We start from the raw sequence: 22,874 nt of genomic DNA, 5'->3' as shown, positions 1-22,874 counted from the left end.
CCCGGCACCGAGAACTGCGTCCGGGAGACCGCCTCGGAGCCGACCTCGAACGACACCCGCCCGGGATGGTCGACGAACACGCCGTACCCCGCGTCAGACAGGTAGAACGGCACGTTCTTGTACGCCTGCTCACTCGCAGTGCCGCCGTCCTCGTTCCAGATGTCGACCGACTGCCCGTTCTTCACGAACGCGCCGAACCGCTCCCCCAGGCCGTAAACGTGCTCGCGGACCCCAAGGCTCAGCTGCTCGTGCACGTAGACGTCGCCCGCGGCGTCCGTGACGACGCCGACAGAGCGGGCGGTCGACGAGGTCAGCGCCTTGCCGTCGGCCTCGAACTCTACGTTCCACGGGCCGCGCGTCGAGATGCGCGCCGTCAACGCTCCGGCCCGGAAGGTGGCGACGCCGTCCGCGGCGTCGTCGGCCTCGACCACCTTCACGTCCGCGGCGGTGCGGGACAGGGCGAACGACGGCGCCCGGTCGACGCCACCCCGGTGGTGCTCGATGCGGACGCCGATCACATCGTCCATCGGGCTGTGGAACGACACCGTGACCAGGGCCTTGTTGAGGGTGTCCCCGCGGGACGTCAACGGCACCGTCGAGGCGTAGACCGTCAGTGACTCCTCGCCCACGACGACGTCCGCCACCTCGCGCGGTCGCAGGACCGTGACGCCGGGGAGGTGCTGCCAGTAACCGTCGGTGAACTTCATCGTGGCGCCTTCGCGTGGTGGGTCGGAGGACAATTCGATTCATCGAAGCGTTTCGATGCTGCTATGACGGTAGAGGGCAGCGGGAATGCTGTCCAGGACGCGTGCATGGAGCCGTTCGTTTCGACGGCGGTTCGACTCGCTAGGGTGGCCCCGGCGGTGCTGATGAGGGGATGACGAGATGGCGACGATCGACGACGTGGCACGCGTGGCGGGGGTCTCCGTGTCCACCGTCTCGTACACGTTCTCCGGCAAGCGACCGATCTCCGCCGAGACTCGCGCCCGCGTCGAGCGTGCCGTCCGCGAGCTCGACTACCGACCCCACGCCGGCGCCCGTGCGCTCGCGTCGCAGCGCACCCAGGTCCTGGCGCTCATGGCGCCCCTGCGAGTCGACGTCAACGTGGGCGTCATCATGCAGTTCGTCACCGGCGTCGTCACGCGCGCGCAGGCGTTCAAGCACGACGTCCTGCTGCTCACCCAGGACGACCACGACGGGATCGAGCGGGTCGCGGCCGGCTCGATGGTCGACGCCGTGATCATGATGGACGTCGAGGCCGAGGACCCCCGGTTGGCCATCCTGCGTCGCCAGCGCCAGCCGGCCGTCCTCATCGGGCTGCCCCGCGACGCCACCGGGTTCAGCTGCGTCGACCTCGACTTCGAGGCCGTCGGTCGGACCGCGGTGGACCACCTCGCCGGGCTCGGGCACCGTCAGATCGCCCTCATCGGATCCCCCCGTGCGGTGCTCAGCCGGCGGACCACCTACGCCGCGCGCCTCGTGCGCGGGTTCACGCAGGAGTCGACGCGCCTCGGCCTCGACGCCGTCTTCGAGACCTGCGAGTCCTCCCACAGCGGCGCCATCGAGGCCGTCGACCAGGTGCTCGCGGCCCTGCCGGACGTCACCGCGGTCATCGTGCACAACGAGGTTGCCCTGCCCGCCGTGCTCGAGACCCTGCGGTCCCGCGGCAAGGACGTGCCCGGGGACATCTCCGTCGTCGCCGTCTGCCCGGAGGACGTTGCGCTCGGCCAGACCGAGGCCCTGACCGCCGTCGACCTGCCCGCGTTCACCATCGGCAGCGTCGCGGTCGACATGGCGATCGGCCGGCTCACCGGCGACCAGCCCGCCGAGACCCGCCTCCTCGCGCCCGTCCTGACGACGCGGTCCAGCACCGCTCCCCCGCCGCGCTAGCACCGCGGCACCGCCGGCCGCCAGCCGCAGCACCCCGTCGACCTCGGTCTGACTCACCAGGTCCCGACCCGTCCAGGCCAGCTCCGCCGCGACGTCCCCGTGGTTGAGCACGAACAGCAGCCCGCCACGCTGGGCGACCTCGACGCCGTCCGGGACCACGGGCACCGGCGCTGCGACACCCGCGGCTGCCACACAGTCCGCCACGATCGCGGCCAGCACCGACGCCGGCGGCACGGTGGAGACGTACCAGGCAGTGCCTTTCCGCAGGACCGCCGGGCGGCCGTCCAGGCCGGCCCCCGCGTAGGTCGCGAGAACCTCGGCGCCGTCGGCGGTCAGGTGCTCCGACCAGAGGGAGGCCGAGAAGGCGCCGTAGCGCTCGGAGCGCACCGGAACCCCGGCCGCCGGCAGCGGGCGGTGCTGCTCGCCGGATACCCCGAGCACGTCGGCCCACGGCACCGGGAAGCGGCCCTGCCGGATGCGCTGGTCCTCATCCGCGATCCCGCTGAACGGCCCGACCAGGAGCGTCCCGCCGCGCTCGACCACCTGGGCCAGGTTCGCCGCGTCGGCGTCGGACACCAGGTGCAGCATCGGGACGACGACCAGGTCGTACCCGTCGAGGTCGGCCCCGGGCGGCACCACGTCGGTCGCGATCCCTGCCCGCCAGAACGGCTCGTGGTACGCCGCGAGCTGGTCCGGCACGCGCAGGTGCGTGCTCGGCACCGAGTCCGCCTCGCCGGCCCAGAGCGACGGCCGGTCGAAGACGAGCGCGACGCGGGCGTCGACCCGGGTGCCGACGACCTCACGGAGGCGCGCGAGCAGACGACCCTGCTCGCGGACCTCCCGGTGCAGGTCGGTGTCCGGCCCGGCGTGCGGGAGCATCGCCGAGTGGAAGCGCTCGGAGCCCTGCACCGACGCTCGCCACTGGAAGTAGCAGACCGCGTCCGCCCCGTGCGCGACCGCGCGCAGCGAGTCCCGCAGCATCGCCCCGGCGGGCTTGGGCAGGTTGTGCGGACGCCAGCTGACCGCGCCGGCGGCCTGCTCGAGCAGGGCCCACGGCCGTCCGCCGCCGACCCCGCGGGTCAGGTCGTGGGTGAGTGCCGCGCGCGCGGGAGACGAGGGGTCCGCCGGGTCGGCGTAGTGGTCGTCGGCGACGACGTCGAGGTCGTCCGCCCAGGAGAACTGGTCGACCAGCGGGAAGAAGCCCATCGCGTTCGTCGTGACCGGGGCCGGCGAGGACGCCCGGATGATCTCGGCCTGGAGGCGGTACACGTCCCGCAGCTGGTCCGAGGTGAACCGTCGGAAGTCCAGCAGCTGCGTCGGGTTGTGCACGTAGGGGGCGGTGCGCGGCGGGACGATCTCCTGCCAGTCGCCGTACCGCTGGCTCCAGAACGCCGTGCCCCAGGCACGGTTGAGGGCGTCGAGGTCGCCGTACCGGGCCGCGACCCAGGTGCGGAACCGCTCGGCGCACAGGTCGCAGAAGCACGCCTGCCCGAACTCGTTGCCCACGTGCCACATCGCGACCGCGGGGTGCCCGGCGTACCGGTCGACGAGCGCCTGGACGAACCGCGCCACCCGGTCGCGGTACACCGACGAGCCCGGGCAGAACTGGTTGCGCGAGCCCACGCTCATCCGCACGCCCGCGGCATCCACGGCGGACGTCGTCGGGTCCAGCCTCGCCAGCCAGGGCGGCGGCGACGCGGACGGGGTGGCCAGGTCGACCGCGATCCCGCCGGCGTGCAGCAGGTCGAGCACCTCGTCGAGCCACTCCCAGTGCAGCTCGTCCGGTCGCGGCTCGAGCATGGCCCACGAGAACACCCCGACCGTCACCAGGTTGACGCCCGCCGCACGCATGAGCGCCACGTCCTCGCGCCACACGTCGGGTGACCACTGCTCCGGGTTGTAGTCGCCCCCGTACAGGAGCCCGCGCTCCCGGGTCAGCGCCTCGAACGAGTTCACGCTCACTGTCATCCCTTGATCGCGCCGAAGATCACGCCCTTGGTGAAGTGTCGCTGCACGAACGGGTACACGATGAGGATCGGCACGATCGCGAGGACCATCACCGCCATCTTGACGGGCATCCCGGTGACCGCACCCGTCGCGACGTCCACCTGGCCGACCCCGCTGCCGGGCAGCGTCACGCCCTGCAGGACGTAGGAGCGCAGCACCAGCTGCAAGGGCCACTTGGCGTTGTCGTTGATGTAGAGGATGGCGTTGAAGAACGCGTTCCAGTAGCCGACGCCGTAGAACAGCGCCACGACGGCGACCACGGCCCGGGACATCGGCAGCACGATCCGGCCCAGGATCCGCCAGTCGCCGGCGCCGTCGATGCGTGCGGCGTCGAGGATCGAGATGTCGATGCCCATGAAGAAGTTGCGCAGGATCAGCACGTTGAACGCCGAGACGGCCCCCGGCAGGATCAGCGCCCAGTAGCTGTTGATCAGGCCCAGCGAGCTGACCAGCAGGTACGTCGGGATCAGTCCGGCGCCGAAGAACATCGTGATCAGGAAGACGAACAGGATCGGGCGGTGGGCGAAGGAGCCCGGCCGCGACAGCCCGTAGGCGCCCATGACCGACACGGTCGTGGACAGGATCGTGCCGACGATGGTGACGAACGTGCTCACCAGCGCGGCCCTCGTGACGATGCCGCCGTTGAGGATCTGCGTGTACGCGCTGAACGTCAGCTCGCCGGGGACCGTCACCAGGCCACCGACGCGGATGGTCTCGGCCTGTGTCGACAGGCTGGTGAGGACGACCGTGTACAGGGGGAAGGCGACCGCCAGGACGACGAGCGCCAGCACGACGAACTTCAGGGCCTGGCCGCCGACCGACGGGCGCCCCTCCCACGCGGGGCGGTGCTTGGAGCGGCGCGGACGCCGACGCACCTCGGGCAGGACCGCCGCCTCGGCGGAGATCTCGGTTGCTTGTCCACTCATGCGCGCTTGTACACCCCCGACTCACCGAACACGTGCGCCAGCTTGTTCGCGCCCAGCACGAGCGCGAGGCTGACTACGCCCTTGACCAGCCCCGCGGCAGCCGCGAAGCTCCAGTCCCCGTACACGACGCCCTGGAAGTACACATAGGTGTCGATGACTTCGGAGACGTCGGCGCCCACGGCCTGGCGCTGCAGGATCAGCTGCTCGAAGCCGACCGTCAGCGCGTCGCCGAGGCGAAGGATGAGCAGCAGGATGATGACCGGCCGCAGAGCGGGCAACGAGATGTGCCACATGCGTCGCCACCGGTTGGCCCCGTCCACCGCGGCCGCCTCGTACTGCTCGGGCGGGACCGTGCTCAGCGCGGCGAGGAAGATGATGATCCCCCAGCCCGCGTCCTTCCACACCGACTGCATGGTGATGAGGATCAGGAACGTGTCCGGGTTGGTCATCATGTCGAACCCGGAGCCCAGACCGTGGTCGCGCAGCGTCTGGTTGATCAGGCCGGCGCCGCCGAAGATCTGCTGGAACACCGTGACCACGAGCACCCACGAGAAGAAGTGGGGCAGGTAGACGATCGCCTGGATGGTGGTGCGCGTCCGCGGCGTGATCACGCTGTTGAGCAGCAGCGCCAGGAAGATCGGGATCGGGAAGAAGAACACGAGCTGGAACGCCGTGATGATCAGCGTGTTCGCGACCGCGTCGACGAACAGCGGGTTGCTGAACACCCGCTCGAAGTGCGCCCAGCCGACGTAGGGGCTGCGCAGGAAGCCCGTGTACGGCGAGTAGTCCTGCCAGGCGATGACGTTGCCGAGCATCGGGACGTACGCGAACACGCCGAGCAGCACGATGGCCGGCGTGACCATGAGCAGCAGCGACCGGTCGCGCTTGAGGCGGACGCGCCAGCCGATCTTGCGCGTCGGTACAGGTGCCGGAGGCGCCGGCGGCGCTGCCCCCCTGGGCTTCCCGGGACTCCCAGGATCCCCGGGGGGGCGGCGCCGGACCAGCTCGGACAAGGACATCAGCTCTGCTGGTCCAGGATGTCCTGGTAGAACGCGCGAAGCTCCTCGCCCCCCGACGTCTGCCAGGTCTCGATCGCGGCGTCGAGGTCGTCCATGCTCTTGCGCCCGCGGGAGATGTCCTTCTCCAGGTCGACGAACGGCTGACCGATCGACGCGTACTCCTGGGGCTCCACGATCTGCTGCGCGTAGAACAGCGGGTCGGTGGCGTACTGCGCCGCGTTGGCCTTCCACTCGGACGCCGCCTTGACGTAGCCCGGGTACTGCACGTGGGTCTCCGACATCGGGGGGTCGACGAGGAAGATGTAGGTCGGCTGCAGCTCGGTGGCGGCGAGCTCGGTGGGTACCGGCAGGCCGTCCGCGCCGCGCGTGTAGTGCACGCCCTCGACACCGCTGCTGATCGTGTCGTACTCGGTCGTGCCGAAGGGAGCGGCGAGCACGTTCGCCATCGCGATCAGCTCCTTGATCCTGTCCTCGTCGTCGGTCTTCTTGAGGAACGAGAAGATGTCGGCCGGGTTGCCCTTCCACAGGACCGGCGTGCCGCCGGCTGCGTCGAACGGCTCGAAGGGCTGCTGCCAGTAGGAAGGGTTGCTGGTCAGGTTGTCCCGCAGGGCCTCGTGCCATCCGCCCACGCCGTCGGCGGTGATGAGCGACTTGCCGGACTGGAACCGTGCCTTGGCATCGCCGGTCTGGTCCGCGACGGCGTCGGGGTGGACGGCACCGCTCGCGAACAGCGCGGCGTTCCACTCCAGGGCCGCGCGGTACTCCTCCGTCTCCACGCGGTGCACCAGCGTGTCGCCGTCGAGCTTCCACTTCGGCGGGACCGCGTGGATGATCGCGGCCGTCGTCCACAGGTCCTCGGCGCCCCACACGCTGCCGCCCGTCAGCTCGACGGCCAGGTCGATGAGGTCCTGCCCGTTCTTGACGTCCGGGGTGATGCCGAGGCCCTCGAGCACGTCCTGGCGGTAGAAGGTCGCGTTGGTGATGACCTCGCCGGGGAACGGCAGGCCGTAGAGCTTGCCGTTGAAGACGCAGAACTTCCACGCGTCCGACGGGATGTTCGCGAGGTTCGCGTACGGGGTGACCTTGTCGCCCGCGAGGAACGGCGTGAGGTCCTGGAAGACGTTCTCGACGATGTCGGCGCCGAACCGCGGGGGCAGGTTCCAGGAGGGGATGCTGACCCAGTCCGGGACGTCCTTCGCGGAGGCCAGCACGGTCGCCAGCTTGTCGCCGTAGACGTTGCCGTCGGTGATCTGGAACTGGATCTCCGAGCCGAGCAGCTCGTTCACGGCCTCGTAGTACTTGTTGCCCTTGGTGGGCGGGATGGTGCCCCACAGCGGGGTCATCGCGGTGTAGACGACGCCGGTGCCCGGGGCGTCCTTCACGGACTGCACGAGCTCGGGCGGGATCGTCTCGTACCCGGGGACCGAGCCGTTGACGCTCGGGTAGTCCGGGTCGATGTAGGTGACCGGGATGTACTTGGGGATCACGTCGCCTGCGGCGGCGGAGCTGCTCCCCGCCGACGGCGCCGTGGTGGAGCAGGCAGTCAGGAGACCGGGGATCCCGACGACGGCCGCGCCCGTCGCGATCAGGCCCAGGAACCGGCGGCGGTCGACCGCGTGGTCGCCCAGGCGGCCGAAAGTAGGCGTGGCGTTCATCTGCGTCCTTCACTTCCTTGTGGAGATCGCGTCGAAGCGGTTCGACGGCGCGACTCTATGGCCGTGCCTCAGGGGAGGCAAGAGTTCGGCCCATCGGTCGGCACTTGCGACAAACAGGCCCGTCAAGCACCATGAATGCCGCACAATGCCTGATGAACGGGCGTCGAAACATCATCGAATCGGTTCGACGTTTCCACGCCTAATCGTTTTGTCCGGCCGCCCCACCACCACTCGACGACGAGGATCACGTGGACCTGAGCTCTCCCGCCCGGCCGTTCGCCGCGCGCGCCCGCCAGCTGCTCGACCAGCTCACGCCCGCCGAGCGGCTGGCCCTGCTGCACCAGCACGCCGCCCCGGTCCCACGCGTCGGCCTCGGGTCGTTCCGCACCGGCACCGAAGGGCTGCACGGGGTCGCGTGGCTCGGGACTGCCACCACGTTCCCGCAGCCCGTCGGGCTCGCCGCCACGTGGGACGCAGACCTGCTGGAGCGCGTCGGCGCCGTCGTCGGCACGGAGGTCCGGGCCAAGCACGCGGCCGACCCGACCGTCTCGCTGAACGTGTGGGCGCCCGTCGTGAACCCGCTGCGCCACCCGCGGTGGGGCCGCAACGAGGAGGGGTTCTCCGAGGACCCGCACCTCACCGCCCACCTCGCCACCGCGTACGCCCGAGGCCTGCGCGGCGACCACCCGACCTACTGGCGCACGGTCCCTACGCTCAAGCACCTGGTCGCCTACGGGAGCGAGACCGACCGCAGCGTCACCAGCGCGCAGCTGTCCCCCCGGGTGCTGCACGAGTACGAGCTGCCGGCGTTCCGCGGTCCGATCGAGGCCGGTGTGGTGGGTGCGGTGATGCCGTCGTACAACCTGGTCAACGGCCGCCCGAACCACGTCTCCCGCGAGCTCCTCGACGAGGTCCGCGGGTGGACGCAGGCGTCGTTGTTCGTCGTCTCGGACGCCGGCGCACCCACCAACCTGGTGGTCGGCGAGCGCTACTACGACGACCACGTGGAGGCCGCCGCGGCCGCCGTCCGGGCCGGCGTGGACTCGTTCACCGACCACGACGCCGACCCGACGCGGACGATCGCGCACCTGACCGCCGCCCTGGAGCGAGGGCTGCTCGACCAGGCGGACGTCGACCGGGCAGCCCTGCGCCAGCTGGAGCTGCGCCTGGCGACCGGCGAGCTGGACGGTGAGCTCGACCCGTGGGCCTCGGTCGCGGCGACCGACCTCGACCTGCCGGCCAGCCGGGCGCTGGCCCGCGAGGCCGCGACGCGGGCAGTGGTCGTCCTGGAGAACGACGGTGTGCTCCCGCTGCGCCCCGGAGCCCGCGTGGCCGTCATCGGACCCCACGCCGACCAGGTCCTCACAGACTGGTACTCGGGCACGCCGCCCTACACGGTCCCGATCGCCGAGGCGCTCGCCCCCGCGCACGTGGTGAACGGCGCCGACACCGTCGCGCTGCGGTCCCGCACCACCGGCGCCTACGTGCACGTCGGCGAGGACGGGATCCTCACCGCCACGGCTCCCACGGCAGCCCTCCACGACCTCATCGACTGGGGCGAGGGGGTCCTGACGCTCCGCGCCGCGGGGTCCGGCCTGCTCTGGACCGGCGCCGGCTGGATCCTGCGCGCCGACGCGCCGAGCGTGCACGGGTGGGTCGCGCAGGAGAGCTTCAAGGCGCACCGGCACGACGACGGGTCCGTCTCGGTACAGCACATGGGCTCCGGCCGGTGGCTGATGGTCCAGCACGACGGCGGCGTGCTCGTGGCGGACGCCCCGTCCGCGGCGACCGCCGAGCGGTTCACCCTGCGCACGGTCCGGTCCGGGACCGCGCGCGCGGTGGAGGTGGCCCGCGACACCGACGTCGTCGTGCTGGCGGTCGGCAACGACCCCCACCTGCTCGGCCGCGAGACCGAGGACCGCCCGCACCTGCGGCTGCCCGAGTCGCAGGCCGAGCTCGCCCGCGCCGTGCTTGAGGCCAACCCGTCGACGGTCCTCGTGGTCGTCTCGTCCTACCCGTACGTGCTCGGCGCGCTCGGCGACGCCGCCGCCGCAGTCGTGTGGACCGCGCACGGTGGCCAGGAGCTCGGCCACGGCGTCGCCGACGTGCTCCGCGGCGACGCCGAGCCCTACGGCCGCCTGGCGCAGGCCTGGCCCGAGACCGAGCAGGACGCCGGCGACCTTCTCGACTACGACGTCATCGGCGGCGGGCTCACCCACTGGTACGCGCCGAGGCCCGCCCGGTGGGCGTTCGGGCACGGACTGAGCTACACGACCGTGGCGTACGAAGCGATCGAGGAGACGTCCGGATCGGTCCACGTGACCGTCCGGAACACGGGCGACCGGCCCGTGGACGAGCTGGTGCAGGTCTACGCGGCAGCCCCGGAGCACCGGTTGCCGGTGCCGCACCGCAGGCTCGTCGCGCACCGGCGCGTCCGGCTGGAGCCGGCGCAGACGGCGGTCGTCGACCTCGACATCCCCGCCGACGGGTTCGCGGTCTGGGACGTCACGCGCAGCCGGTTCGTCGTCGAACCCGGACGGTACGAGCTGCACGCGGGACCGTCGTCGGCGGACCTCCCGCTCGTGGTCGAGGTCACCGTCGACGGGGAGCCCGTGCCCGCGCGCACGCTGCTGGGCGCGACGGTCCGGGCGCTCGACCACGACGACCGCGAAGACGTGACGTTCGCCGAGCGCACCCGTGAGACAGGTGACGCCCTCGAGGTCACGCGGGGCCGACGCACCGGCTGGGTGCTCTTCCGGGATGTCGACCTGACCGGCGTCGGCCACGTGGAGCTGACCGTCGCGCGCGGCGGATCGGTGCGCGTCGAGGTGCGCGAGGGGCGGTCGTGGCGGTCGCTCGCCGAGGTCGCCGTCCCGGCGGGCGGCCGGTACGACTGGTCGTCCGTCGCGGTCCCGGTGTCGTCGGCCGGGGTCCTCGACCTGCGTCTCGTGCTCGTCGGCGCGGTGCGGCTGGCGTCTCTGCGGGGCCGCGGATAGCGGCCGCTACCGTGGGCTGATGACGACTGCGGAACGTCCTCCGAGGCTCCCACCGGCGTGGTTCATCCGGGTGGCCTGGCGGGTGCACCGCGGCCTCTACCGGCTCAGCGGCGGGCGGTTCCTGTGGACGCCGTCGAACAAGCGCGGCTGGGGCGCCCTGCGCCTGACGACGACCGGGCGGACCTCCGGTCAGGAGCGCAGCGTCATCCTCGGCTACCTCGAGGACGGGCCGCACCTCGTCACGCTCGCCATGAACGGCTGGATCGAGGGGCACCCCGCGTGGTGGCTCAACCTCCAGGCGCACCCCGAGGCCGTCGCCCGGCTGGACGGCCGGCCGCCGCGGCCGGTGCGCGCCCGCGCGGCGGTCGGCCAGGAGCGCGAGCGGCTGTGGAAGCTCTGGGTCGCGACCGACCCGAAGCTCGACGCCTGGGCCGCCGCCCGGGCGACCCCGACACCGGTCGTCGTGCTCGAACCCCGCTAGACCCAGGCTCCCGAGCGCAGGACGCGCAGCGGGACGAGGTCGGCGTCCGTGACGACGAGGTCCGCCCGGCGGCCCGCGGCGAGCGCGCCGAGGTCGCGACGGCCGAGGACGTCCGCCGGCACCGTCGCCGCAGCGAGCACCGCGTCCTCCAGCGGGATCCCCGCGGCGACCACGTTCCGCACCACGTCGAGCAGGTGCGCCACTCCCCCGGCGATCGCTCCCGTCTCGTCGGCGATCCGCGCGACCCCGTCGGCCACCCGCACTGCCATCGGTCCGAGGCGGTACTCGCCGTCCGGCATCCCGGCGGCCGCCATCGCGTCCGTGACCAGCGCGATCGAGCCTGCACCGACGAGGTCGAACACCGACCGGACGGTCTCGTCGGCCAGGTGGGTGCCGTCCGCCACGAGCTCGACCACGAGCTCCCCGCGGGCCGCGGCGGCGAGGCAGGCGGCGATCGGTCCGGGGTCGCGGTGGTGCAGCGGCCGCATGCCGTTGAACAGGTGCGTCGCGGTGAGCCGTCCGTTGGACCGGGCCGCCAGCAGGTCGAAGCCGCGGTCCACGGCCTCGTCGACCTGCTCCGCCGAGGCGTCGGTGTGCCCGATCGACGGCACCGCGCCGACGTCGACGAGGGCTGCGATGACGTCCTGCGCTCCCGGGACCTCCGGCGCCACGGTCATGGTGGCGAGATGACCACGGGCTGCCTCCGCGAGGCTGCGGACCAGGTCCGGGTCACCGTCGAGCATGTCCGCGGGGTTCTGCGCACCGCAGCGCACCGCCGACAGGAACGGCCCCTCGAGGTGGATGCCGACGATCTCCCCCGCGTCCGCCAACCCGGCGAGCATCGCGGTGCGCTCCAGCAGGACCTCCGTCGGAGCCGTGACCAGCGACGCGACCAGGCTCGTGGTGCCGTGCCGGCGGTGCTCGTCGACCGCGCGCTGGGCGTCCGCCGCGTCGACCGCGTCCGGGAAGCTCGCGCCGCCGCCCCCGTGGCAGTGCAGGTCGACGAGTCCGGGCAGGATCGTCACGTCGCTCGGGTCGGGCAGCGCCCAGCCGCGGGGCAGCCCCTGGGCCGGTCCCACCCAGACGATCGTGCTGCCGTCCACGACCACGACCCCGTCGTCGAGCACCCCTCGTGGGGTGACGAGCCGACCGCGCAGGACAAGGGGGGTCTCGGTGCTCACGGGCCCATCCTTCCCCACGGGAGCGCCGCTCCCTGCGAGTCCGTCCAGGGCACGGATCGTGCGTGCGCGCGCCACGACCACCACCGCGCAGCCCCGGCCCCGACCGCTCCCTCCGCCGCCGCGACGGCCCACTCCCAGCCCACGGTGCCGAAGATGCTCCATGAGGCGCAGAGCATGACCGACAGGGTCGCGCCGACCAGCGCGAAAGCGAGCACGTGGACCCACTCGCGACTCTGGCGGGCCAGCACCGACGCCGTGAGCAGTCCCGCGGGGAACCCGACCACGGCGATCAGGAGCGCTGCGACCAGCGCGGCGGCCGGGAGGTAGACGAGCGCGGCCGTCACGCCCGACTGGGAGGCGCCGCCGGAACCCTGGACGGCGTGAACGATCCCCAGGCCGATCACGTTGACGACCACCAGCACGCCCAGGCAACGCCCGCAGAGGCTAGCGATCGCGCGCGCGCCACGGACGTTCATGCTGGGCTGCCGACCGGACGTCGGTCGGCGGCGAGCACCCGGCGGGCGCCGCGCGCGAGCTGCCGCAGGTAGGCGCGCTGGCCGACCACGGCGAGCGGCCCACCGAGCCGCACCCACCAGCGGTCGGGCACGGAGAACGCGGTCACGACGAACCACAGGTCGCCGGCGTCGTCGCGCTCGACGGTGAACGCCTCCTCGCCGCGGAAGACGTGCCCGGCGACGGTGCCGTACCCGAAGCCGACGCGCTCCGCGGTGCGCTCGACCCAGACGACCTCGCACGGTTCCGACAGGCGCAGGGGCCAGAACCCGATCCGGCTGACCACGCGCACGCCCGGCACCGCCTCGGGACCGTCCCGCAGCAGCTCGATCCGCGCGGCCGCGTGCACCTGCCACCGCAGCAGCGCGTCGCCGACGACGGCCACGTCGTGCGCGGTCGACCCGGGCGCCAGCAGGTGCCGCACCCGCAGGTGCCGGTAGCCCTCGGGGAGCGGACCACCCTGCGTCGCGCCGACCTCCGCGTACGTCAGGCCGGACGGCTCGGGCGTCGGCAGGAGGCGCAGGCCGAGCAGGGTGCCCAGCACGAACCCCAGCGCGTTCGCGACACCGTGGGTCGCGGCCATCCACGACAGGCTCGGGTGCGCCAGGTCGGTCGCCTCCCCGACCGCCCACCACAGCGCGAGCACCATCGAGGCGACGATCGTCACCGCACCGACCCGCAGGAGCACCCGGGCGGCGCGAGATCCGACGAGGGTCGTCGTGGCGGCTGCCGCGCACCAGAGCCCGATCGTCAGGACGGCCGCCCCCACCAGCTCGGCGGCGTCCGAGACGAAGTAGCCGGCCATGACCAGCAGCACCCCCGTGGGTGCAGCCACCGCCGCCGCGCGGGTCAGCCGCGTCGTCGACACGTGCGCCACCAGCCCGACCACCAGGCACGCGCCGAACCCGGCGAACAGCATGTGCGGCACCGTCAGCGCGAGGTAGTCACCGGAGAACCCGAGCAGACCCCAGCCTGCCCGCTCCGCGACGAGCGCGACGGCGCCGACCAGCGGCGCCGCCAGCGCAACCGCCGTGGAGAACAGGCGGACCCGCAGCGTGCACGCGGCAAGCACGACGCCTGCCACGGCGAAGGGGGTGGCGAGAAGGGCCGCGCCGGGACCCACCGGCAGCCACAGGCTCACGGCCGCGAGGAGCCCGACCAGCGGCCACACCGGCGACCGCGTCCGCGGCACCGCCCGGTCCCCGAGCAGGCGCAGTCCCAGCGGCAGGACGACCACGGTGCCGAGCCCCACGACCACGCGAACGACATCGGCGGCGACCGGCGACAGCTCGCTCATGAGCGCACTGCCCGCACGAGCGCGAGCATGTCGTCCGCCGCGCCGCGCAGCACCGGCAGGCGCGACAGCCGGACCAGCCGACCGATCAGCGGTGCGGCCCCCTCGACGAGCGTCCGCGTACGTCGCTGACCCGGTGACCCGTCGTAGACCCAGAACAGCGTGACGCCCAGCTGTGCGAGCCAGAGCAGCTCGGGCAGCTCGTCCCGCAGGACCGTCGGCACCTCGGGCGACGCCTCCTCCACCAGGTCGCGGAACAGCGCCTGGCTCAGCTCTCTCGATTCGCTCGACTCCGCCGAGAACGGGCTCGCCGCTGACCCCGGCCGGATGGCGACCGTGACGAACTCGGCGCCGAACGCGTGGTACTCCGCGAACGCATCGACGCCCGCCAGCATGACGCCCCGCAGGCGCGCGGTCAGGTCACCGCCCTGCGCGAGCACGCTCCGGGCGGCCACCGCGTGCTCGCGGGTGACGTCGAGGTAGAGCTCCTGGACCAGGTGGTCCTTGGAGGCGAAGTGGTAGTACGCGTTGCCGGTGGCGACCCCGGCCTCCTGCGCGATCGCCCGCATCGTCGTCGCGGCGTAGCCGCGCTCGCGGAACAGCCGTAGCGCCGTCGACCGCACCAGGGACTTCGTGTCGTCGCTCATGCATCGAGTTGAACATGTTCAACTGAACATGTTCAAGAGCGCGCCGCTGTGACGCGGTCGGTCTAGAAGAGGCGAGAGCCCGAGTCGTCGACCCCGCGCATCGCGTCGTAGTCGAGCACCAGGCAGCCGATCCCCCGGTCGGTCGCCAGCACGCGGGCCTGCGGCTTGATCTCCTGCGCGGCGAACACCCCGCGCACCGGCGCCAGGTGCGGGTCCCGGTTGAGCAGCTCCAGGTACCGCGTCAGCTGCTCGACGCCGTCGATGTCCCCACGCCGCTTGATCTCGACGGCGACGGTGCCGCCGAGGGGGTCCCTGGCCAGGATGTCGACCGGGCCGATGGCGGTCGGGTACTCGCGACGGACCAGGGTGTGGCCGGTGCCGAGAAGGAGGATCTGCGCCGCGAGGAGCTCCTGGAGGTGCGCCTCGACGCCGTCCTTGACCAGCCCCGGGTCGACCCCCAGCTCGTGCGCGGAGTCGTGCTGCACCTCGTACAGGTCGATCTCCAGGCGGTCGTCCGACTTCTGGTGCTGGACGGTCCACACCGCCGTGACGCCGGCGGACCGGGCCGCCTCGGACGGCACCGACACCGCGAGCGTGCACGGCGGGCTCATCCAGTTCAGCGGCTTGTACGACCCGCCGTCGGAGTGCAGCAGCACGCTGCCGTCGGCCTTGACGACGAGGAGGCGCGTGGCCAGCGGAAGGTGCGCGTTGAGCCGGCCGCTGTAGCGCGCCGAGCAGGACGCCACGACGAGGCGCATGGAAGTCCTTCCAGGGAGCGTGCAGACAGCCCAGCGGGCAGCGGTCAGATGACCGAGCCGACGCGCGACGGCGTCGCCTCGATCCAGGACGTGAGGCCGGCGAGCGCCTCGGCGCTCATCAGCAGGTGGACGGGCTCGGTCTCGGCGCCCGGGAGGCAGGTGACGACCACCAGACCCGCGTGCACGTCGGTGCGGGCCAGCACCGAGAGACCTACCCGCTCCCACCGGGCGCGCGGTCGGGCCGCCAGCGACCGGTAGCGCCACCAGTAGAGCCGGTCGGTGCCGTACTGCGCGACCCCCGAGGACCACGGTCCGTCGGCGGTCCGACCCACGGCGCAATGGAACGACCCGACGCGACGGTTCAGCGTGTGGATCCGGGAGAACCACAGGGCGGCGACGACGAGCAGCACCACGACGATCACACTCACGAGTGCGACGACGTGTCCGCTCACCGTCTCGTTGTCCTCAGTGCGTGGCGGGCGACGTCGCGGGGCGAGCGCCCTCGATGACGTTGTCGGCGACGATGGTCAGGTGGTTCGAGTCGAAGGACAGGAACCCGCCCTCGACCTGCCAGCGCTTCGGCTCGCCGCCCCCGACGGGGAACACGCGGACCTCACCGGGCTGGAGCACGGACAGCACAGGCTCGTGACCGGCCAGGATGCCGATCTCACCCTCCCCGGCCTTGGCCGAGACCATGCGGGCGGTGCCGGACCAGAGCTTGCCGGCGGTGGCGACGAGCTCGACCTCGATGTCTGCCACGAGACCCTCCTTCAGTGGTGTGCGGGACTACGAAGAACGCGGGGCGCCGTCGGATGACGCCGCCCCGCGCCGGACGTCTCAGACGCCGTAGTCCTTCTGGATGCGGGCCCAGTTGCGCTCAAGGTCCTCGAGGCCACCGATGTTGAAGAACGCCTGCTCGGAGATGTGGTCGAACTCGCCGTCGGCGATCTTGCCGAAGGCCTCGACCGTCTCCGTGAGCGGGACCGTCGAGCCGACGACACCCGTGAACTTCTCGGCCATGTACGTGTTCTGCGAGAGGAACTGCTGGATGCGACGGGCGCGTGCGACGACCGTCTTGTCCTCCTCCGACAGCTCGTCGACACCGAGGATCGCGATGATGTCCTGGAGCTCCTTGTTGCGCTGCAGGATCGACTTCACGCGCGTCGCGGCGTCGTAGTGCGCCTGGCCGACGTAGCGCGGGTCGAGGATGCGGCTCGTCGACGTCAGCGGGTCCACGGCCGGGTACAGACCGCGCGACGCGATCTCGCGCGACAGCGCCGTCGTCGCGTCGAGGTGCGCGAACGTCGTCGCCGGCGCCGGGTCGGTGTAGTCGTCGGCCGGCACGTAGATCGCCTGCAGCGAGGTGATCGAGTGACCACGCGTCGACGTGATGCGCTCCTGCAGGAGGCCCATCTCGTCGGCGAGGTTCGGCTGGTAGCCGACCGCGGACGGCATGCGGCCGAGCAGCGTCGACACCTCGGAACCGGCCTGCGTGAACCGGAAGATGTTGTCGATGAAGAGCAGCACGTCCTGCTTCTGCACGTCGCGGAAGTACTCCGCCATCGTCAGGGCCGACAGGGCGACGCGCAGACGCGTGCCCGGCGGCTCGTCCATCTGGCCGAAGACGAGCGCCGTCTTGTCGAAGACGCCGGCCTCCTCCATCTCGACGATGAGGTCGTTGCCCTCACGGGTGCGCTCGCCGACACCGGCGAACACCGACACACCACCGTGGTTGAGCGCGACGCGCTGGATCATCTCCTGGATGAGGACCGTCTTGCCGACGCCCGCACCACCGAAGAGACCGATCTTCCCGCCGAGCACGTACGGCGTCAGCAGGTCGATGACCTTGATGCCGGTCTCGAACATCTCGGTCTTGCTCTCGAGCTGGTCGAAGGCCGGGGGCTTGCGGTGGATGGGCCAGCGCTCGGTGATCTCGAGCTTCTCGCCCTCCTTGAGGTTGAGCACCTCGCCGATGACGTTGAAGACGTGGCCCTTGGTGATGTCACCGACGGGCACGCTGATCGCCTCGCCGGTGTCGCGCACGAGCGCGCCGCGGACCAGGCCGTCGGTCGGCTTGAGCGCGATGGCGCGGATGAGCGAGTCGCCGAGGTGCTGGGCGACCTCGAGCGTCATCGTCGTGACGCCCTCGGCCTCGCCCTCGCCCTGCGTCGACAGGTCGATGTCGACCTGGAGCGCGTTGTAGATCTCGGGGATCTGGTCGGACGGGAACTCGATGTCGACGACGGGGCCGATGACCCGTGCGACCCGACCCACGCCAGGACCGGACGCGTGCTCGACGGCAGCTTCGGTAGTGGTAGCAGTCATGGTGTTTCTCCGGTTCGTCTGTGGGGACGTTAGTCGTCAGGAGGCGAGTGCGTCGGCGCCCGACACGATCTCGCTGATCTCCTGGGTGATCTCGGCCTGGCGGGCCTGGTTGGCGAGCCGGGTGTACATGCGCACCAGGTCCTCGGCGTTCTCGGTCGCGGTGTGCATCGCGCGCTGCCGTGCGGCGAGCTCGGAGGCCGCCGCCTGCAGGAGGCAGGTGTAGATGCGGCTGCGCACGTACATCGGCAGCAGCGCGTCGAGCACGGCCTCCGGTGACGGCTCGAACTCGTACAGCGGCGGGATCTCGTTCTCGTCGCGAGCCTCGACACCCTCGACGATCTCGAGCGGCAGCAGCCGGATGACCCGCGGGGACTGCGACACCATGTTCCGGAAGTGCGTGAACACGACGTGCAGCTCCGCGACGCCGCCCTCGTCGACCGGCGCCTCGAAGGCGGCGAGCAGCGTCTCGGCGATGTCCGCGGCCGTCTCGACGGAGGGGGCGTCCGAGTTGCCTGCCCACTGCTGCGCGAGCTCGCGACCACGGAACGTGTAGTACGAGATGGCACGGCGGCCGACGGCGTAGACGATCGGCTCGAAGCCCTGCTCGGTGAGGCGACCGATGAGGCGCTCGGCCTCCCGGATCGCGCTCGCCGAGTAGGCACCGGCCATGCCGCGGTCCGACGTGACGACCAGGACCGCGACCCGCTTGGTGTCCGTCCGCTCGGTGACCAGCGGGTGGGTCACGTTCGAGTGCGTGGCCACGGCCGACACCGCGCGGGTCAGCGCGCGGGAGTACGGCGTCGCTGCCGTCACCCGGTCGCGCGCCTTGCCGATGCGCGAGGCAGCGATGAGCTCCATCGCACGGAAGATCTTCTTCAGCGACTCTGTCGACCGGATCCGCTGCCGGTAGACGCGCTGCTGACCTGCCACGTCAGCCCTTCTTCTGCCGGACGATCTGCTCCTGCTCGATCTCGACCTCGGCGCCGTCGTCGGCAGAGCCGACCAGCGTCGTGCCGTCGCCCACCAGGAAGCCGTTCCGGAACTCGTCGATCGCCGCGCCGAGAGCCTGCTCGGTCTCGTCGTCGAGCTTGCCCGACGACGCGATCGTGGACAGCACCTCGGTGTTGCGGCGCAGGTGGTCGAGCAGCTCGCTCTCGAACCGGCGGACGTCGGCGATCGGGACGTCGTCCAGCTTGCCCTTGGTGCCGGCCCAGATGGACGCGACCTGGTCCTCGACCGGGTACGGCGTGTACTGCGCCTGCTTGAGCAGCTCCATGAGGCGGGCGCCACGGGTCAGCTGCGCGCGGGACGCGGCGTCGAGGTCGGACGCGAACATCGCGAACGCCTCGAGGGACCGGAACTGCGCGAGGTCCAGCTTCAGCGTGCCGGAGACCGACTTCATGGCCTTGACCTGCGCGGCACCACCGACGCGGGACACCGAGATGCCGACGTCCACGGCCGGGCGCTGGTCCGCGTTGAACAGGTCGGACTGCAGGAAGATCTGACCGTCCGTGATGGAGATGACGTTGGTCGGGATGTACGCCGAGACGTCGTTGGCCTTGGTCTCGATGACCGGCAGACCCGTCATCGAGCCGCCGCCCAGCTCGTCCGAGAGCTTGGCACAACGCTCCAGCAGACGGGAGTGCAGGTAGAACACGTCACCGGGGTACGCCTCGCGGCCCGGCGGGCGACGCAGCAGCAGCGACACGGCACGGTAGGCCTCGGCCTGCTTCGACAGGTCGTCGAACACGATCAGGACGTGCTTGCCCTGGTACATCCAGTGCTGGCCGATGGCCGAGCCGGTGTAGGGCGCGAGGTACTTGAAGCCGGCCGGGTCCGACGCGGGGGCCGCGACGATGGTCGTGTACTCGAGCGCGCCGGCCTCCTCCAGGGCGCCGCGGATGGCGGCGATGGTGGAGCCCTTCTGGCCGATGGCGACGTAGATGCAGCGGACCTGCTTGGCCTCGTCGCCCGACTCCCAGTTGGCCTTCTGGTTGATGATCGTGTCGATCGCGATGGCCGTCTTGCCCGTCTGGCGGTCGCCGATGATCAGCTGGCGCTGGCCGCGGCCGATCGGGATCATCGCGTCGATGGCCTTGAGGCCGGTCTGCAGGGGCTCGTGCACGCTCTTGCGGGCCATGACGCCGGGCGCCTGCAGCTCGAGGGCGCGACGGCCCTCGGTCGCCAGCTCGCCCAGACCGTCGATGGGCTGGCCCAGCGGGTCGACGACCCGACCGAGGTAGCCGTCACCGATCGGGACGGACAGGACCTCGCCCGTGCGGCGGACCTCCTGGCCCTCCTCGATGCCCGTGAACTCACCCAGGACGACGACGCCGATCTCACGCACGTCGAGGTTGAGCGCGAGGCCGAGCGTGCCGTCCTCGAACCGCAGCAGCTCGTTCGCCATCGCGCCCGGGAGGCCCTCGACCTGCGCGATGCCGTCGGCCGTCAGGGTCACGCGGCCGACCTCTTCGGAGACCACGCCCGTCGGCTCGTAGGACTTCACGAAGCTGTCCAGCGCGGCCCGGATCTCGTCCGGCCGGATCGTCAGCTCAGCCATTGCTCTTCTCCTGTCGTGACCGCCGGTCGGGCGGTCGTACGTTCGTGCACGTCGTTCAAGGGACCGGCCTGGGGCCGATTCTCAGCTGGCAAGTCGTCGTCGTGCGTCGGCGAGCCTGGCGAGCACGGTCGAGTCGACCACGTCCGCGCCCACCTGGATGCGCAGTCCCCCGATGATCGCGGGGTCCACCGTCACGTTGAGCTGCAGGTCCTGCCCGTACTCCTGCTGCAGCAGGGCGCCGAGGCGGTCCAGCTGCGCCTGCGAGAGCTCGCTGCCGGACGTCACGGACGCCACGAGGCGCTCGCGCCGCGCCGCGGCGAGCTCGCCCACGAGGCCGAGGGTCGCGACGAATCGGCGACCGCGCGGGGACGCGGCCGCTCGCCGTGCCACTGCGAGCGTGGCGTCGGCGACCTTCCCGCGCAGCAGGTTCTCTGCGAGGTCCGCGCGCTTGTCGCCGGGCACCCGCGGGTCGAACAGCGCCTGCCGCACCTCGCGCTGGCCGACGAGCGACCGCGTGATGCGGAACAGCTCGTCCTCGACCCGCTCGAGCTCGTTGCCGGCCTGCGCCGACGCCAGCACGGCGTCGAAGCCGAGGTGCTCGACGGCCTCGATGAGGTCCTCGGCCGACGACCAGCGCGCCTTGACGAGGTCCGACACCGCGTCGACGACGCGGGCGTCGAGCCGGCCGAGCACGCTCGCGACCAGCCCGGCCTTGGCGTCGCCGTCGATGGCCGGGTCCGACAGGGTCCGCCGCAGCGAGCCCGAGGAGTCCAGGGCGTCGACGACGGCGAACAGCTGCTCGCCGAGCGTGATCCCCTGCGCGCCAGCCGCGGCCAGCACCGGCTCGAACCGGTGCTGTGCCGCGCTGAGCGACGCGAGACTCGTGCCGCGCATCAGTTCTCCTTGCCGGCGCTCGTGGTAGCGGACGACGCAGTCGCGCTCGCCGTCGCGTTCGCCTCGAGCTCCGCGAGGAACCGGTCGACCACCCGCGACTGGCGGGCGGTGTCCTCGAGGGACTCGCCGACGATCTTCGAGGCGAGCTCGGTGGCGAGCGCACCCACGTCGTTGCGCAGCGAGACCGCCGCCTGCTGCCGCTCGGCCTCGATCTGGCGCTGGGCCGTCTCGACCGTGCGCGCAGCCTCGGCTGCCGCCTTCGCCTTGAGCTCGGTGACGATGGCACCGCCCTCGGCGCGAGCGGCCTCCTTGATGCGGGCTGCCTCCGTGCGGGCGTCGGCGAGCTGCTGCTCGTACTCCGCACGCAGCTCGGCCGCCTCGGCCTGGGCGGCCTCGGCGTGCTTGAGCCCGCCTTCGATCTTCTCCGCGCGCTCGTCGAGGACGGCCTGGAACTTCGGCAGGGCGTACTTGATGAACACGATGGCGATGATCACCACGATCACCAACGACCAGACGATGTCGTAGGTGTGCGGGAGGAGGGGGTTGACCTCCTCGACTTCCTCAGCAGCCGCCACCGCGCTGTGCGCGGCAGCGACGAGCGGCGCGGTGATCACAGGAAGAACGGGGTGGCGATGGCCAGGAGGGCGAGGATCTCGATGAAGGCCAGGCCGACGAACATGGTCGAGCGGAGCTGGCCGGCCATCTCGGGCTGGCGCGCCATGCCCTCGATCGTCTTGCCGAACAGGATGCCGAGGCCGATGCCGGGGCCGATGGCCGCGAGACCGTATCCGACGAGAGCGAGTCCGGTGATTTCCACGGGGTGGTTCCTTTCATCTGCGCGCCGCGCGGCGCGTCCGGTCAGGGGCGACGGTCCGGGGATCAGCCCGTCGCGGTGAGGCTGTCGATCAGTGCTCTTCGGAGATCGACATCTGCAGGTAGACGGCGGTCAGGATCGAGAACACGTACGCCTGCAGGGCGGCCACGAAGACCTCGAGCAGGAAGAAGGCGAACCCGGCGACGAACGTCACGGCGCCGAACGCCTTGACCGCACCGGACGCCTCGAAGAACAGGAACGACGTCGCTGCGAAGCACAGGGCGAGCAGGAGGTGGCCGGCCATCATGTTGGCCAGGAGCCGGATCACCAGCGTGGCGGGCCGCAGCAGGAAGACCTGCAGGAACTCGACCGGCGTCAGCAGGATGTAGATCGGCCACGGCACACCGGGCGGGAACAGGCTGTGCTTGAGGTACCCGCCGACGCCGAACTTCTTGACGCCCTGCCAGAGGTACAGGAAGTACACCCACAGGGCGAAGATGATCGGCAGGCCGATCACGGACGTCCCCGCGATGTTCAGGAACGGGATGACGCCCGTGATGTTGAAGAAGAAGACGGCGAAGAAGATCGTCGTGATGATCGGGACGTACTTCTTGCCGTCCTTCTCACCGAGGATCTCGTAGGCGATCGAGTTGCGGCAGAAGTCGAGGCCCAGCTCGAGGGTGCTCTGGAACCGGCCGGGGACCAGCTTCGCGCGGCGGGCACCGATGATGAAGATCAGCAGGAGCGCGATCACCGCGATGAACCGGACGAGGATGATCCGGTTGATCTCGAACGGCGTGCCCTCGAACCAGATGGCCGGCGGGAAGAAGTCGGCGAGCGAGGGGGGATGGAAGCCGCCGCCGCCGTCTTCTTCCGCGGCGAGCGGCAGGATCGTCGCAAGGCTGAACAGGGCG

Annotated in this window: 20 protein-coding genes and 2 pseudogenes; 3 read left to right on the top strand and 19 right to left on the bottom strand. The window is 71.4% G+C overall.

What is annotated here, in order from left to right:
* Positions 1–707, bottom strand: a pseudogene (locus tag ASG23_RS04290) (alpha-xylosidase); the annotation flags it as partial.
* Between the two features lie 178 nt (positions 708–885).
* Here ASG23_RS04290 and ASG23_RS19430 point away from each other — a divergent pair.
* Entirely contained in the window at positions 886–1,890 is a 1,005-nt protein-coding gene (locus ASG23_RS19430; RefSeq protein ID WP_082515816.1) for a LacI family DNA-binding transcriptional regulator, read from the top strand.
* A gap of 234 nt (positions 1,891–2,124) precedes the next feature.
* Here ASG23_RS19430 and ASG23_RS04285 read toward each other — a convergent pair.
* The 4 genes and pseudogenes from ASG23_RS04285 to ASG23_RS04270 form a co-directional block, all read right to left on the bottom strand.
* Positions 2,125–3,741 (bottom strand): annotated as a pseudogene (locus tag ASG23_RS04285) (beta-galactosidase); the annotation flags it as partial.
* Positions 3,742–3,854: 113 nt separating this feature from the next.
* Positions 3,855–4,823 (bottom strand): carbohydrate ABC transporter permease, encoded by a 969-nt coding sequence (locus tag ASG23_RS04280; protein ID WP_056020465.1) that lies wholly within the window; start codon positions 4,821–4,823, stop codon positions 3,855–3,857.
* A complete protein-coding gene (locus ASG23_RS04275; RefSeq protein ID WP_056020462.1) occupies positions 4,820–5,842 on the bottom strand; it encodes an ABC transporter permease in 1,023 nt (340 codons plus the stop codon). Before ASG23_RS04275 ends, ASG23_RS04280 begins: the two co-directional genes overlap by 4 nt.
* Positions 5,842–7,497 (bottom strand): hypothetical protein, encoded by a 1,656-nt coding sequence (locus ASG23_RS04270; protein WP_056020459.1) that lies wholly within the window; start codon positions 7,495–7,497, stop codon positions 5,842–5,844. The genes ASG23_RS04275 and ASG23_RS04270 overlap by 1 nt, the downstream gene beginning before the upstream one ends.
* Before the next feature lie 248 nt (positions 7,498–7,745).
* Here ASG23_RS04270 and ASG23_RS04265 point away from each other — a divergent pair, with 248 nt between their 5' ends.
* Together ASG23_RS04265 and ASG23_RS04260 are read left to right on the top strand one after the other, a co-directional pair.
* Entirely contained in the window at positions 7,746–10,493 is a 2,748-nt protein-coding gene (locus ASG23_RS04265) for a glycoside hydrolase family 3 C-terminal domain-containing protein (protein WP_056020457.1), read from the top strand.
* A gap of 19 nt (positions 10,494–10,512) precedes the next feature.
* Positions 10,513–10,974 carry a nitroreductase/quinone reductase family protein gene (locus tag ASG23_RS04260; protein WP_056020455.1) on the top strand — a complete coding sequence of 154 codons (462 nt, stop codon included), beginning with the start codon at positions 10,513–10,515 and terminating at the stop codon, positions 10,972–10,974.
* Here the strand turns inward: ASG23_RS04260 and ASG23_RS04255 are convergent.
* The 14 genes from ASG23_RS04255 to atpB form a co-directional block, all read right to left on the bottom strand.
* Positions 10,971–12,155, bottom strand: a complete 1,185-nt coding sequence (locus tag ASG23_RS04255; RefSeq protein ID WP_056020453.1) for an N-acetylglucosamine-6-phosphate deacetylase — start codon at positions 12,153–12,155, stop codon at positions 10,971–10,973. The genes ASG23_RS04260 and ASG23_RS04255 overlap by 4 nt on opposite strands.
* On the bottom strand, positions 12,152–12,631 hold the full coding sequence (locus ASG23_RS20470; RefSeq protein ID WP_235520842.1) for a hypothetical protein: 480 nt from the start codon (positions 12,629–12,631) through the stop codon (positions 12,152–12,154). The genes ASG23_RS04255 and ASG23_RS20470 overlap by 4 nt, the downstream gene beginning before the upstream one ends.
* The gene (locus tag ASG23_RS20240) at positions 12,628–13,965 is read right to left on the bottom strand and encodes a YndJ family transporter (protein WP_082515762.1); all 1,338 of its coding nucleotides are present in this window, start codon (positions 13,963–13,965) and stop codon (positions 12,628–12,630) included. Before ASG23_RS20240 ends, ASG23_RS20470 begins: the two co-directional genes overlap by 4 nt.
* The gene (locus ASG23_RS04240; RefSeq protein ID WP_056020449.1) at positions 13,962–14,609 is read right to left on the bottom strand and encodes a TetR/AcrR family transcriptional regulator; all 648 of its coding nucleotides are present in this window, start codon (positions 14,607–14,609) and stop codon (positions 13,962–13,964) included. The genes ASG23_RS20240 and ASG23_RS04240 overlap by 4 nt, the downstream gene beginning before the upstream one ends.
* Before the next feature lie 62 nt (positions 14,610–14,671).
* On the bottom strand, positions 14,672–15,367 hold the full coding sequence (nucS, locus tag ASG23_RS04235; protein WP_056020446.1) for an endonuclease NucS: 696 nt from the start codon (positions 15,365–15,367) through the stop codon (positions 14,672–14,674).
* 44 nt (positions 15,368–15,411) lie between these two features.
* Positions 15,412–15,819, bottom strand: coding sequence for a DUF2550 family protein (locus tag ASG23_RS04230; RefSeq protein WP_056020420.1), 408 nt, complete (start codon positions 15,817–15,819; stop codon positions 15,412–15,414).
* A gap of 13 nt (positions 15,820–15,832) precedes the next feature.
* Positions 15,833–16,126: a F0F1 ATP synthase subunit epsilon gene (locus ASG23_RS04225; RefSeq protein ID WP_056020417.1), complete on the bottom strand. Its 294-nt coding sequence runs from the start codon at positions 16,124–16,126 to the stop codon at positions 15,833–15,835.
* 78 nt (positions 16,127–16,204) lie between these two features.
* Positions 16,205–17,692: a F0F1 ATP synthase subunit beta gene (gene atpD / locus ASG23_RS04220; protein WP_056020413.1), complete on the bottom strand. Its 1,488-nt coding sequence runs from the start codon at positions 17,690–17,692 to the stop codon at positions 16,205–16,207.
* 36 nt (positions 17,693–17,728) lie between these two features.
* Positions 17,729–18,622 (bottom strand): F0F1 ATP synthase subunit gamma, encoded by an 894-nt coding sequence (locus tag ASG23_RS04215; RefSeq protein WP_056020410.1) that lies wholly within the window; start codon positions 18,620–18,622, stop codon positions 17,729–17,731.
* Position 18,623: 1 nt separating this feature from the next.
* On the bottom strand, positions 18,624–20,252 hold the full coding sequence (gene atpA, locus ASG23_RS04210; RefSeq protein ID WP_056020407.1) for a F0F1 ATP synthase subunit alpha: 1,629 nt from the start codon (positions 20,250–20,252) through the stop codon (positions 18,624–18,626).
* Between the two features lie 81 nt (positions 20,253–20,333).
* Positions 20,334–21,146: a F0F1 ATP synthase subunit delta gene (locus tag ASG23_RS04205; RefSeq protein WP_056020405.1), complete on the bottom strand. Its 813-nt coding sequence runs from the start codon at positions 21,144–21,146 to the stop codon at positions 20,334–20,336.
* Positions 21,146–21,760: a F0F1 ATP synthase subunit B gene (locus tag ASG23_RS04200; protein WP_082515761.1), complete on the bottom strand. Its 615-nt coding sequence runs from the start codon at positions 21,758–21,760 to the stop codon at positions 21,146–21,148. The genes ASG23_RS04205 and ASG23_RS04200 overlap by 1 nt, the downstream gene beginning before the upstream one ends.
* Positions 21,757–21,963, bottom strand: a complete 207-nt coding sequence (gene atpE / locus ASG23_RS04195; protein ID WP_055918092.1) for an ATP synthase F0 subunit C — start codon at positions 21,961–21,963, stop codon at positions 21,757–21,759. Before atpE ends, ASG23_RS04200 begins: the two co-directional genes overlap by 4 nt.
* Positions 21,964–22,051: 88 nt before the next feature.
* A complete protein-coding gene (atpB, locus tag ASG23_RS04190; RefSeq protein WP_082515759.1) occupies positions 22,052–22,774 on the bottom strand; it encodes a F0F1 ATP synthase subunit A in 723 nt (240 codons plus the stop codon).
* Between the last annotated feature and the right edge of the window lie 100 nt (positions 22,775–22,874).

This window comes from Cellulomonas sp. Leaf395, from assembly GCF_001424125.1.
In the GTDB taxonomy this organism is placed as follows: Bacteria; Actinomycetota; Actinomycetes; order Actinomycetales; family Cellulomonadaceae; genus Cellulomonas.
The sequence above is the reverse complement of the archived record's forward strand: the minus strand, read 5'-3'. Positions and strand labels throughout refer to the sequence as shown.